Raw genomic sequence first — 12939 nt, forward strand, 5'->3', positions numbered from 1 at the left:
CTAAAGGTCCCTGGTAGACCACCAGGTTGATAGGCTGGAGGTGTAAGCGTCGCAATACGCTCAGCTGACCAGTACTAATAGACCGTGAGTCTTAACCTCTCTATTCTTCATTCCCTATGATCGGTGATGCGTGATCATACAACTTGCAACCCAGATACCTCTGGTTACCTCGCAAGACAATCACAAAACACCTATAAAAATTAGTTCTGGTGACCTGGGCGGAGGGGACACACCCGATCCCATTCCGAACTCGGTAGTTAAGCCCTCCAGCGCCGATGATACTGCGGTTCTAACCGTGGGAAAGTAGGACGTCGCCAGAACTTTCTCTCCAAAAACAAAAAGCCCGCTTCTTTAGAAGCGGGCTTTTTGTTTTAGCTATACCTACTCAGCACATCCTCTACATGCCAATGCACTCTTACAGCATCTCCGAAAAGGCCCCTTCGAACACCGCAGCCACAGGGCGGAACTTCTCCAATGCGACGGCCTGAAGCAAGTATCCCCTCTCTCACTCCGGTATCAAAGGTACTCAATGCAAAGCCGATGCAAGAGTCACGTTGCCAATAAAGTCAGTTAGCTCCACCCCTGGTTATTGAGGTGTTTTCATAGTGTTCGGCAGTGCCTACTTCATTGCATGCATTTCCGGGATCACCACATTCAGCAAGGCTGTGAGCCTTGGTTCAATATCTTGCCCAACATCGATAATTTCCTCTAATGAAGTCGGCACCATACAGTCCGGCAGGTTCTTGTTCGTAAGGCAGGACAGACCGAGGATTTCCATCCCCATCTGGCATGCGGCTATTGTCTCCATGACTGTGGACATGCCGATAGCGTCAGCTCCAAGCGCTCGGTAAGCTCGTGTTTCCGCCGGTGTTTCTAGACTTGGACCAAGAATGCCGATATAAACCCCTTCCTGAAGCCGGTAATTCAGTTCAAGTGCCTTAGAGTGGACAAGTTTCATGAGTTTTTGTGAGTACAATTGGCTCATATCCGGAAATTGAGGTTCACCGTAGGAAAGCCCGATAAGTGGATTGTGGCCTGTCATGTTGATTTGATCACTGATGACCATCATTTCCCCGGGATGAAACAGAGGATTAAGAGCACCGGCAGCATTGGTGATGATCATTTTTTTAACGCCGAACCGTGCCAACGTGCGAACACCAAAACATACCTGATCCGGGGAATATCCTTCATAGAGATGAAATCGACCTTGCAGGGCCAGAACCGGGACTTTGTCTATCCATCCGGCGCAAAGATTGCCTGCGTGACTTCGCACGGTAGAACGCGGAAAACCGACAATATCACTGTAGTCAATGCACAACTGTCCCTCAAGGCTCTCCACCCATTGACCCAAACCTGTCCCAAGAATAACACCGACGGGTGAATGCAGATATGACTCGAACCGGGAGTGAAGAGATTCCACTGCGGCCGATACCTGAGCAAGAGGTTGTTTTCGCGACATGTCGATCTGATTCATTATCATTATTTCCCCTTTTCATTCCGTATAAATATATCCCTGAAAAACAGAGTGTTATTTTGAAGTCAATGGGCGTAAAAAGCAATGGATAAGACGACTCTTTTCGGAATAGTTGCCGGCACATCGCTTATCATGGCAGCGATCATTCTCGGCGGATCAATTGATACGTTCATAAATATTCCCGGTTTTATGATTGTGGTTGGCGGAACGTTAGCGGCAATATCCGTCAATTATCCACTCAATGAGATTATTCAGGCGCATACGGCTGCATATAAGATTTTCGTTTCTCGCAAAGTTCGTGAAAAAGATGTCGTCAGCACCATGGTAAAAATTGCGGACATAAGTCGGAGAGAAGGTTTACTGGCTTTGGAAAATGTCAAGACCGAAAACATGATCTTGAAAAAAGCATGTCAATTGATAGCCGACAATGCAGACCCGATGATGATCCGTGAGATGTTGACCATTGAAATCGCATCCCTGAGACGCAGGCACCACATGGTTCAGGATGTTTTCAAGCGAATGGGAGCCTATGCTCCATCGTTCGGAATGATTGGGACTCTCATCGGTCTGGTGCAGATGCTCGCTTCTTTGCATGATCCAAGTACAATAGGTCCGGCCATGGCCGTTGCACTGCTTACCACGTTTTACGGGGCCATGATGGCCAGCCTTTTCTTTCTTCCCATGGCCGGCAAGTTGAAAAGCCGCAGCCAGGAGGAAATCTTACACCTGCAGATCATCTTTGAGGGGGCAAAGTGCATTTTGGAGAACAACAACCCACGCCTCGTGTACGAAAAGTTGTCTTCGTTCGTGCCTCCGAAGGATCGCCGTAGTGAACGATAGCTCCGCTGGTTCGCCAAACAACCCTCTGGACTTTGAGGATAACGGTGAAGAAAATAATGACTGGGTGGTCATCTTTGCGGACCTGTGTTTGTTGCTTCTGGTTTTTTTTGTCTTGTTGTTCAGCATGTCCACGTTGGATGATGTCCGTTTTAAGGAGTCTTTTTTTTCCGTGCGCATGGCTCTCGGCGATGTCATGGGGGGTAGCCTTGGGGCCGACAGGATTCCTACGGAAGATCTTGGAGTTTTCATCGATCAAGCCAAGTTGCACCGGCAGGTTGTGGAGAACCAGCATAAAATTTTTTCAGATTTTCGATATTTTCAGAATACCAAGGGAATGGAAGGCGTTGTCGGGGCTGTTTTTGACGAAGGGACAATCACGTTGCGGGTGCCTGGGGATGTCTTGTTCGCTTCGGGACAGGTTTCACTTACGCCTGCAGGAAAAACCTTAATCGCAGAATTGAAAGATTTTTTTGTGCGTTACCATGATCAAGTCATCAATATACGCGGGTTCACGGACGACGTACTTCCGTCGAGAGGTGGGCGTTTCGAGGATAATTGGGAAATTTCCGCCTTGCGTGCAGTCAATGTACTACGCTATCTTATCGAACTCGGGGTTGAGCCGGCTAGACTGACCTCTACGGGATTGGCGGATATGTATCCGCTCTTTCCAAACACATCCCAAGACAATCGCGCCAAAAATCGGCGGGTTGAATTTGTTTTGGAGAAGCGCATTGGCAGTTGAATTGTTAGATTTTACAATCGAGTTTGACGAGACGGATAGTCAGCGCCGCCGCGGGTACCGCGTCCATTTCCCCGGTTTGACGGTATGGATCCCGGACCGAAAGACATGCTATTCCGTGATTGATCTAAGTACCTTTGGCGTGTGTTTTCGCGATGAGGAGAAAAAATTTTCCTTGGGTCAACAGATGTTATTGGACATCAATGTTCAAGGGAAAATTTGGGTGGCGGGCTTGAAAGCCAAAATCGTAGGGATTCGTGACGAGGCGCTGGTGGCCTGCAACTTTGAAGAGTTGTCGGAGCCTCAGGAAATCAAGATGGACAAATTGTCCCTTGAAATTCAAAAGCGGTGGATTGAACACCGAAAACGTCAGAAACAACAGCAGGGCGAGGATGAACAAAACTCGAACCATTCATAAAATACTTATAGCTAATCGTGGCGAAATTGCTATTCGGATCATTCGGGCGTGTCAGCATTTAGGCCTTGATTTTGTTTGCGTTACAACCAAAGAGGACACCGCCTCCGGACATTGCAGGCTGGCTGTCGAGGTCGGCGGCGAACAGGCATTGTACACAATCAGCTCGTACTATGATCCAAATGAAATGTTTTCCGTGGCAGACGCATCCGGCGCCACGGCAGTCCATCCAGGCTACGGATTTTTTGCAGAGGATCATCGCTTTGCCCGGCGTGCAAGTGAGCGCTCGCGGCCGCTGGTATTTATCGGGCCGTCATGGTCCGTCATCCGTAATTTGGGAGACAAGATCAATACCAAACGCCTGGCTCGCAGCCTGAATATCCCCACCATTCCGGGTTCGGACAGGCCTTTGTATGATGAAATTGAAGCCGAAGCCATAGCTCAGGCGCTTTTTTCATTTCAAATTGAACAGGGGATTCACAAGCCGGTGGTGCTGGTCAAGGCTTCGGCCGGCGGCGGCGGCATGGGTATCGAGGAAGTCAGTGATCCGGATAAGTTCCGGAGCATATTTCGTCGTGTACGCAACTATGCCAAACGTCAGTTCAGGGATGAAGGCGTTTTGGTGGAACAACGAATTTTTGATTTCAACCACCTTGAAGTGCAAATTGTTGCTGAGCGAAATGGAACGAACGTTGTCCATTTCGGCACCAGAAACTGTTCAGTGCAAAGCATTGGCCGTCAGAAGCGTATAGAAGTCGCCCCAGGTTTTGCTCCCCAGTTTGTGACGTATGCTTTTGATGCAGCAGACGTTCTGGATTCCATCATCAACCATTCCTTGTCCATGGCCCGGGAGGTTCGTTACGACAATGTCGGCACCTGGGAATGGATAGTGACCCCCAACGGCCAGCCGTTCCTGCTGGAAGTTAATACTCGCATTCAAGTGGAGAATGGAGTAAGTGCCATTATTTCCAGGGTGCCCGGCAAAGAGCATGTGGACTTGATTGCCGAACAGATCCGTCTTGGACTGGGAGATTCACTGGGCTACACACAGAAGGATGTTGTCTTTGAGGGCGTGGGAATTGAGTATCGCATCATTGCAGAGGAGCCGCACAACAAGTTTGCTCCATGGGTCGGTCGGATTGAACGATTCCAATGGAAAGAGGAACCCTGGGTCCGGGTTTATTCCCACGTTCCGACTGATAGACCCTATGAAATTCCTACGGAATTTGATCCAAATCTTGCATTGGGGATCGTCTGGGGAGAAACGCTTCATCAGGCTCGAGAGCGAGGCCAGTCCTTCCTGGATAATCTGGTGCTGGAAGGACGAAACACCAGAGGTGAGCCGTTGCAATCCAATATTGCCTATCTTCATGCAAAGACGGATATGTTGCTGATGTTCTAGGTCTGCATCTGTCGTTCATGAAGATCCTTTCAATCTAAGAGTCGCGGCATTTTCCGGCTTGTAGATTGGAAGATGCGGCTGAGGCTTGCATAACCACCTTGTACAGCAGCACTTTATGTCATTGGTGCATCTTCATGTCCAAACGTACTTTTCAAGAGTCGACACGGCAAGCAGTGCGATTGTTGAGGACATGTTCAGACGACAACCTTTAATAACATTGCTCTTCATGGAAGCGGGTTAATTTTGTTGTCGGACCTTTCCGTTTGATGCCGTCCCAGTCATTGTTGCGGCGTCACGAGTTTGACTTTCCGTAAATGTGGAGCATATTGAGAACTAAGTGATGGATATAGATAAGAGTGTTTTGGAATTGCGTGAACGCCTGAAGTATATTCAGGATATATTTGGCCCCAAGGAAAATGAAAATGTTCTGCTGTTGCGGGCAAAACTGCAAGAGTTTGAGGACCAACTGTCCAGGCTGGAGTCGGCCGAACAGATTCGTCAGCTTTCATCACTGGAAGATCTTTTTGATTTTTTGGAGAAGAAGCTGGAACGCCAGCTTTCTCCCATGGATAAAGTCCGTATCGTTCGCCATCCTCAGCGAATTTCACTGAAGGATATTCTGGAGCATGTTTACGACAATTATACAGAGATCGGCGGTCAGGATGAATACAGCGTCGATCCCAGTATGCTTATTGCCCGGGCTTATATTACCCGCAGGGTCGGCAACAAGGTTTACAATCAATCAGTGATGGTCATTGGCCAGGAAAAAGGCCATGGGCAGGAGTTTCGCAACGGTGGCTCGGTCAAACCATGGGGCAATGCCAAGGCGTTGCAGTACATGAAGGTAGCGGAAACGGAAAATATTCCCATCCATGCCTATGTGAACACCCCCGGCGCTTTCCCGATTGAGGATTATCCCGGCGCCGCACAGCAAATAGCTCGAAATCTATATGAAATGGCCGGGCTTCGCGTGCCGGTGATCGCCATATTTTCCGAAGGGGGATCCGGGGGAGCTGAAGCCATCGGATTGGCGGACGTTCGCTTGATGCTGTCCCATGGCTACTACTCGGTCATTTCTCCCGAAGGCGCCGCGGCTATTGAAGGGCGCATCCGACAGGGACAGCGTGTCCCTCCGGAACTGGTTGAGACATGCGCGAAGCAATTGAAAATCACCGCGGAAGACAATCTTTCCCTGGGCCTAGTGGACCGAATCGTCCAAGAGCCCGTACTCGGCGCCAGGACTGAACACTATGATTTTTTCAGGACCTTGCGCCAGGAGGTAATCAACGCAACGGACGAGATTATTCTCAATGTCCGCGGAATGAACTATTTCCGGACCAAGGCCATCATGCGCCAGAAGAAGTCGCCGGGCGCGAATGCCGAAAATATATTCGTTCGTTGGAAGCTGGGAAGCGGCGCCCGGGATCGCCTGCTCTGGAAACGCTACCAGCGTTTTATGCGCTTGAGCCGGCATGCCGTGCTGGATCGCAGGTCCATGGGCCAAAAGATTGTTGATTTTGGAGTGGATTTGGGATGGTCGGTTCACTCTTTTTTCAAGTATGATTTCTGGCGCAAACACCAGAAAAAGTTCTCTAATTTGGCCGAAGACGTGGGTGCGGAATTCCAGGTGATTCTCAACAAATGCTTCGCGCCCATCAAACGCATCAAGGGGTCTTTAGCCACGACGGAAGGAGATGCCAACGGCAATGAACAGTGCCAGTTGACGCAGCTGTCTCGCTGGGAAGAGCAAGAGGCTGAGTCAAAGAAGGAATACGTTAGTCTCAAGGCAAAGCGCGATACGACCATTACATGCCCCAACACCCCGATCCATGGTTGTCTGGATATGTGGGCGCCGGATCTCTACGGCGAATGGGCGGGAGTGTGCATTCACTGCGGTCATCATTTTCCCATGGAGTATGAATGGTATCTCAGCAACGTATATGACAAGGATTCCATCCGGGAATTTAATGCGCAGATTGAGGCCAAGAATCCGCTCAGTTATGAGGGGCTGGATCTGAAGCTCGAGGAGGCCAAGAGCAAAACCGGAATGAAAAGCTCGTGCATGACGTTTGAGGCCACGATCAATGGAGTTCATGTGGTTACGGCCATGCTGGCAGCCGGGTTCCGCGGGGGATCGGTTGGAGCGGCCGAGGGTGAGAAATTCATCCGTGCAGTGGACAGGGCACGCAAAAAGCATTTCCCTTTTATGGCCTATGTCCATGGAACAGCCGGGATTCGGATTCAGGAAGGAACCTTGGGGGTAATCCAGATGCCGCGTTGCACCATGGCGGTGAGACGTTATCTGGAGGACGGGGGGCTGTACCTAGTCGTCTACGATACAAATTCCTATGCCGGGCCCGTGGCCAGCTTTCTGGGTTGTTCTCCGTACCAGTTCGCCATTCGTTCCTCCCGTGTCGGTTTCGCCGGCCTGGGAGTAATTCAGGAAACAACTGGGATGCCGGTTGACCCTCATTACCATGGCGCCTATCAAGCTTTGTCCCGCGGCCATATCCAAGGCGTTTGGGATCGGCGAGAGATGCGCAAGAATGTGTATCAGGCTCTTCAGACCGTGGGCGGCAGAAATCTCTATTACCGCTGATGAGTGATTTGCATTCGCTTGATGCCGTGAAACGATGAATCTTCAAAATGTTCATATCCACTTGAGGAAGTTGAGGGTGCTTAATTGCTGAACATTACCGAAATGCTGGACGAGATTAAAGCTTCCCCATTCGAGGAAGTCGTCATTACAGCGTCGCACACCGGAATTGTGGAATTTGTTATGGATACGCCTGGCGCTAAAGTCATCGGGCCGTCGGGGGAGTGGAAAGAAAAGCCGGGGACGTTGCTCGCCCGGCTGGAGCGCGAAAAAAACAAAAAACCTATTCATGCCGCCCAAAAGGGAGTCGTGGAGCACGTTCATGTTGAATTGTCCGGGCAATTTGTTCAGGCAGGAACCAGGTTGATGACTCTGCGACATTTTTTGAGCAAGGATGAAGTGTTGGATCGGCTCTTGAGGAAAACCCTTTATCTTTTCAATGCTCCAGAACGTGCCAAATACTATTTTCGGCCGGATATTGACATCAAGGTGAAATCCAAAGGATGTCAGTCCGTAGAAGTCCGTCCGGACATGGACTTGTTTATCCTCTCGCGCATGAAGCGGGAATCCCAGCTGAATTATTCCGGACCGGAAGGGATCATTTACGCAGTGTATTTCGAATCCAACCAGAATATCGATGCAGGTTCCCCATTGATCGGGGTCTGCAAAAAAGATCAGCTGACCGCGATTCAAGATGTCGTCAGTCGTGTACAGAGCGAGTGGACGGAACAAGATTAATGGTCATGACCGCGCCAGCAGGTCAGGGAGGATGCCCATGGGAAAGGTACTTCAGATCCGTGTCAGTGCCAGCACGTACGATGCCGATGATGTCTACAAAACATGGCCCAGGCTGAGCAAACTGGCCTGGGGAGACAAACGTTTCGCCGAAAAAAAGCCCATTGGGGTGCGGGAGCTTGTGGCCGATTTGGAAGATCTGTGGAAGTTCGGAGAAGAGTGGCCCGATGATACCAAAAACATGATCGGCAACGCCGTTCCAAATCTGCAGGAACTGGACGGACTTTTGGAGTCGGCCCTGGCAAATCGCGATGCCGAGAAGGCCGATAAAATATCCTATAAAATAGAGGACGCCTTGGACGAACTGGAAGGTCTGGTGAAATAACCTTAAAGCCTGTGTGCCGTCCGGCTGGTGTTGAACACGGTCCGCACAAGCCGACCTCGTCGGCAGCAGCCATCAAATTCGGCTTTAGACTGTTATGATTGCGTGAGTCCGGTAATGGTTCGGTGACAACGTCCGGGTTCATCCAGCATCTGGGTCCTTCAAATCAAGGCAAACCGGATAGTTCCGGAATAAGAGAATTATTGACAGGTACTGCATTCTGGAGAACGCAGTCTTGTCCTGAAGCGTGGAGGAATAATGAGCGGATCGCTAAATAAGGTCATACTCGTCGGTAGACTCGGACAAGACCCAAAACTTGCCTATACCCAAAGCGGGCAGCCTGTAGCCAATTTCACGTTGGCCACGGATGAGTCCTATACGGACAAAGACGGTCAGAAAGTTGACAAAGCGGAATGGCACCGGGTCGTGGTTTGGGGCAAACAATCAGAGTTTGTGGGCAATTACCTGTCTAAAGGACGATTGGTGATGGTCGAAGGCAAATTGCAAACCCGTAAGTGGCAGGATCAACAGGGCCAGGATCGGTATACCACCGAAATCGTCGCCCAGCGTGTTCAGGCAATGGATTCCAAGGGCCAGCGCACTGAAGAAGCTCCCATGCCTGATGATCGCAACCTCCAGGATCGTGCCCCGCAACCTTCCGAAGTCAGTGGGATGGACGACGTGCCTTTCTAGAGTCTAACACTCCCAAACTGTAAACAGGAGAAGGCGAAGTAATTGATTTACTTCGCCTTTACTTTTTGCAGTTTTTAAAGGATGGAGTGAGATGTTCGTCGGTGCTATATTTTGAACAATGCTTGACAGGATCTTGAGAGTTTGAGCAAATCAACTGACATAAGCCTGCTGAACGGGGGAGTGGCTTTGGCTTCCAAGCGCGGAAACTATGCTGATCGGAGGATTTCATGGCCTTGAGCGATTTGCAGCGCATGATGATGTACGATACCGCCACACAGATGTGGCAGCAGGACCTGTTGATGAAAACGTATTTTCATGGTTCCAGCGTCGGCGCGAACCTGCGGGCCATGATGCTGGGACGCCAGCCGGTGCAGCCCCTGACTAATCCGTTTGATGAGGCCATCACCGGCAAGCTGCGCTCGGACAGTGGCGTGATTCGTCAGAATGCTCGAAATGTGCGGGAAGCAGCTTTAATGGTCGGCATTGCGGCAAGTGCCGTGGGGACCATTAAAACTACGTTGGAAGAGATGCAGGCCCTGGCTCAAAAGGTTGCCGACGGCGATCTTGAGTACAGCGATACTGTGCGGGATGAATATAACGCTCTGCGCAGTAAGGTCAAAAGCATTGTCGAGAATACACAATATAATGGTATTTCTTTGCTGGACAGTGCGAAATGGGGCATTTCGCAGATTGATGCCCAAGGTAACGTGCACATCCAGGCGTTTCTGGACGAAGGGTTTAACGTGACCTTTCGCAGTCTTAATTCCGTGGCCTGGGACAGTCTGCAAGGGGCCGACCTGAAGGATGATCCGCAGGAACAATTGGACTTTTTGTCTGATTCTATAGTCGAAATGGCGCTTGTGGAGGAGATCTACGATAAGCGCCGGGACGGACTTGAGTATCAGGGGGCAGCCCTGGAATCACAAGCTGATTTGCTGGACCAGGCCGTGGCGGCCAGGCGGCAAACGCCGATGCTTTCCCTGGAAGAAATTCTGCTTCATCTGTTGTTCCGCAACTCCGGAACCATTGTGGATCAGATGGGATAATTTTGAGAGATGGACGATTCAGCGATCCAGAGGCAGGTCGTTGCGCAGCCAACCTTTACCATGACTGCTCCCGGCAATGCCTTCCGGAATGTCCATAGCGCCTGAAAAGCCATGAGCGTGTAGAAACGGCAGCAGCGTTCCGGTCCGATTGCCGGTGCGGCAGATGATGGCAAATGGTTTTGTCTTATCTCCATCTAAAGCCAGTTCCAAATCACGCAAAAATCCTTGGGAACCATCGGGATGCTGCTCGAATGAAAGCCGCAGGGATTTCCGTGGCGTGCCGGTCTGCTGCCATTCTTCAGAACGTCGAATGTCGATGACCTTGATTTCCCCGTTTTGCAACAAAGCCCATGCTTGCCCCGCGCTAAGCGTTCCGGGGCGGCTTGGGATGGTATGGCTTTGGGTCGGCTGGTAGAATGAAATGCTGAAGAAGATCGCTCCAGCGACAAGCACGAGAAAGAGGCAAAGCAAACATGTTCGGGAGCGAGATGGCATATTCATCCTGTTTTACGCGGGATGCGGTTTAAAAACGGCGTGTTTTGGCAGTCATGAGGTCGCATTACGATCCACGTCTTGGCCGCTGCCATGGAAAGGTCACCGCTGACCTTGTGAGCCCACAAGTAAGCTGTTCCTGGTTCGGGTCAAGTGTTTTTGGCGGATGCATGAAGAAGGTTGGACAATCATGAGCCGACAAGCGTTGCGAGGTGTGCATGGTCGATGAACCAACCGGTATGTTTGTGGATTTGATGTGGTATGCCGCCCGGAGCATTGAAGCTTTGGGCGTGATAGTGATTTGTGTGGGTGTGATTACCACCACGGGTCTTTTTTTATATCGCTCCTGGATGCACCGGAATGCAGATCGCTTTTATAGAATCTACCGGCGGGGCATGGGCAAGGCAATTTTGCTGGGGCTGGAGTTGCTGGTTGCCGGCGATATCATCCTCACGGCAACGCATAATTTTAACTTGCAGCATATTGCCTTGCTGGGGTTGCTGATCCTGATCAGAACATTTCTTAGTTTTTCCATGGAAATTGAATTGAACGGATACCTGCCCTGGAAACGGCCACTGGATCGGGATGATGACGTTTAATGCCAAGGCAAAGGAGCGAGCATGAGTGAACTTGCGGATATCGGGGTTATCGGCCTGGCGGTGATGGGCGAGAACTTGATCCTGAACATGGAGAGCAAAGGATTTCGAGTCGCTTGCTACAACCGGACCGTGGACAAGGTTGATGCCTTTGTAAATGGCCGTGGTGCCGGCAAAAATCTGGTTGGCTGCCGCACTCTGGATCAATTGGCGGCGAATCTGGCCAAGCCTCGCAAGGTCATGCTCATGGTCCGTGCCGGAGATGCCGTGGACGTATTGATCGAGATGCTTGTTCCCCTGCTTGATCCGGGTGACATCATTATCGATGGGGGCAACAGCGCGTACATGGACACCACACGGCGTTGCAGGGAGCTGGCAACCAAGGGGCTGCTCCATGTCGGCGCCGGTGTTTCAGGAGGCGAAGAGGGGGCCTTGCATGGACCGTCCATCATGCCTGGTGGAAACGGTGCGGCTTGGCCCGCCTTGCAGCCGATTTTTCAAGCTATCGCGGCCAAGGTAGAGGACGGGACGCCGTGTTGTGATTGGATCGGTCCTGAGGGTTCCGGTCATTTTGTGAAGACCGTTCATAATGGGATCGAATACGGCGACATGCAGATCATATGTGAGGCCTACCATCTCATGTCCCAAGGGCTGGGCATGAGCGCGGCGCAAATGCAGCCCATTTTCGCCCGCTGGAATAAAGGATTTCTGGATTCTTACCTGATCCAGATCACGGCGGATATTCTGTCGCAGGTTGACCCTGACAGCGGAAAGCCCGTGGTGGACGTGATCCTGGACGCGGCGGGGCAAAAAGGGACCGGGAAATGGACGTCCCAGGTCGGCCTGGATCTGGGGGTGGCCATCCCGCAGATCGCCGAAGCCGTCTTTGCCCGGAGCCTTTCCGCCGCCAAGGACGAGCGGACGGATGCGCATCGAAAGCTCACCGGCCCTGATCCCAAATATACCGGAGATTCCGAAATGCTCGTGAAACAGTTGGAGCAGGCAGTCTATGCGGCAAAAATTTGCTCATACGCTCAAGGGTTCCAGTTATTGCGAGCGGCTTCCCAGGAGTTTGCTTGGAATTTGAATTACGGCGGGATTGCTCAGATATGGCGGGAGGGATGTATAATTCGAGCCCGGTTTCTGGGAGACATCAAAAAAGCGTACGATGCCGACGCTTCCCTGGCCAATCTCCTTCTGGCTCCGGTGTTTCAGGAAGTTTTGGCCAATGCGCAATCCGCATGGCGCAATGTCTTGAAAACCGCCATGGACTTGGGGATCCCCATGCCGGTCATGGCTTCGTCCCTGAGTTACTACGACGGGTACCGTTGCGCGCGCCTGCCGGCAAATCTGCTTCAGGCGCAACGAGACTACTTTGGTGCACATATGTACGAACGAACAGACCGGCCCCGGGGAGAGTTTTTCCATACCAATTGGACCGGAATGGGAGGAGCAACCTCTTCGACGACTTACAATGTGTGAAGATGAGTAGATTCAGAAAAAGCAGAGGCGGCTGTTGCCGCCTCTGC

13 protein-coding genes and 2 rRNA genes are annotated in these 12939 nt (G+C 51.2%); 13 read left to right on the forward strand and 2 right to left on the reverse strand.

Annotated features, from left to right (window positions below; all coding sequences use genetic code 11):
* Both BLP93_RS09310 and rrf read left to right on the forward strand, forming a co-directional pair.
* Window positions 1-99: ribosomal RNA gene (locus BLP93_RS09310) — 23S ribosomal RNA — on the forward strand; the annotation flags it as partial.
* A 106-nt stretch (window positions 100-205) separates the two neighbouring features.
* A 5S ribosomal RNA gene (gene rrf, locus BLP93_RS09315) occupies window positions 206-320 on the forward strand.
* Window positions 321-619: 299 nt separating this feature from the next.
* Here rrf and BLP93_RS09320 read toward each other — a convergent pair.
* The gene (locus BLP93_RS09320) at window positions 620-1474 is read right to left on the reverse strand and encodes a purine-nucleoside phosphorylase (RefSeq protein WP_244148704.1); all 855 of its coding nucleotides are present in this window, start codon (window positions 1472-1474) and stop codon (window positions 620-622) included.
* Between the two features lie 84 nt (window positions 1475-1558).
* On the opposite strand from BLP93_RS09320, the gene BLP93_RS09325 reads away from it, so the two are divergent.
* The 9 genes from BLP93_RS09325 (at window position 1559) to BLP93_RS09365 (ending at window position 10322) form a co-directional block, all read left to right on the forward strand.
* Complete coding sequence (locus tag BLP93_RS09325) at window positions 1559-2314, forward strand: motility protein A (protein WP_092120459.1); 756 nt, start codon at window positions 1559-1561, stop codon at window positions 2312-2314.
* Window positions 2304-3056: an OmpA/MotB family protein gene (locus BLP93_RS09330; protein WP_092120462.1), complete on the forward strand. Its 753-nt coding sequence runs from the start codon at window positions 2304-2306 to the stop codon at window positions 3054-3056. Before BLP93_RS09325 ends, BLP93_RS09330 begins: the two co-directional genes overlap by 11 nt.
* Complete coding sequence (locus tag BLP93_RS09335; protein ID WP_161946271.1) at window positions 3046-3471, forward strand: PilZ domain-containing protein; 426 nt, start codon at window positions 3046-3048, stop codon at window positions 3469-3471. Before BLP93_RS09330 ends, BLP93_RS09335 begins: the two co-directional genes overlap by 11 nt.
* Window positions 3446-4870, forward strand: coding sequence for an ATP-binding protein (locus BLP93_RS09340; protein ID WP_092120467.1), 1425 nt, complete (start codon window positions 3446-3448; stop codon window positions 4868-4870). Before BLP93_RS09335 ends, BLP93_RS09340 begins: the two co-directional genes overlap by 26 nt.
* A 340-nt stretch (window positions 4871-5210) precedes the next feature.
* Complete coding sequence (locus tag BLP93_RS09345) at window positions 5211-7469, forward strand: carboxyl transferase domain-containing protein (protein ID WP_092120470.1); 2259 nt, start codon at window positions 5211-5213, stop codon at window positions 7467-7469.
* Between the two features lie 84 nt (window positions 7470-7553).
* On the forward strand, window positions 7554-8204 hold the full coding sequence (locus BLP93_RS09350) for a biotin/lipoyl attachment domain-containing protein (protein ID WP_092120473.1): 651 nt from the start codon (window positions 7554-7556) through the stop codon (window positions 8202-8204).
* A gap of 37 nt (window positions 8205-8241) precedes the next feature.
* Window positions 8242-8586: a hypothetical protein gene (locus BLP93_RS09355; RefSeq protein WP_092120476.1), complete on the forward strand. Its 345-nt coding sequence runs from the start codon at window positions 8242-8244 to the stop codon at window positions 8584-8586.
* Window positions 8587-8841: 255 nt separating this feature from the next.
* Entirely contained in the window at window positions 8842-9276 is a 435-nt protein-coding gene (locus BLP93_RS09360; protein WP_092120479.1) for a single-stranded DNA-binding protein, read from the forward strand.
* 227 nt (window positions 9277-9503) lie between these two features.
* Complete coding sequence (locus BLP93_RS09365) at window positions 9504-10322, forward strand: flagellin N-terminal helical domain-containing protein (protein WP_092120482.1); 819 nt, start codon at window positions 9504-9506, stop codon at window positions 10320-10322.
* Window positions 10323-10340: 18 nt separating this feature from the next.
* On the opposite strand, the gene BLP93_RS09370 is transcribed toward BLP93_RS09365, so the two are convergent.
* Window positions 10341-10817 (reverse strand): rhodanese-like domain-containing protein, encoded by a 477-nt coding sequence (locus BLP93_RS09370; protein ID WP_161946272.1) that lies wholly within the window; start codon window positions 10815-10817, stop codon window positions 10341-10343.
* Window positions 10818-11032: 215 nt separating this feature from the next.
* On the opposite strand from BLP93_RS09370, the gene BLP93_RS09375 reads away from it, so the two are divergent.
* Both BLP93_RS09375 and gnd read left to right on the forward strand, forming a co-directional pair.
* On the forward strand, window positions 11033-11413 hold the full coding sequence (locus BLP93_RS09375) for a DUF1622 domain-containing protein (RefSeq protein ID WP_208596609.1): 381 nt from the start codon (window positions 11033-11035) through the stop codon (window positions 11411-11413).
* A 21-nt stretch (window positions 11414-11434) separates the two neighbouring features.
* Window positions 11435-12892, forward strand: coding sequence for a decarboxylating NADP(+)-dependent phosphogluconate dehydrogenase (gene gnd, locus BLP93_RS09380; protein ID WP_092120491.1), 1458 nt, complete (start codon window positions 11435-11437; stop codon window positions 12890-12892).
* Window positions 12893-12939 lie beyond the last annotated feature (47 nt).

The sequence above is a fragment of the Desulfonatronum thiosulfatophilum genome (genome assembly GCF_900104215.1).
GTDB lineage: Bacteria > Desulfobacterota > Desulfovibrionia > Desulfovibrionales > Desulfonatronaceae > Desulfonatronum > Desulfonatronum thiosulfatophilum.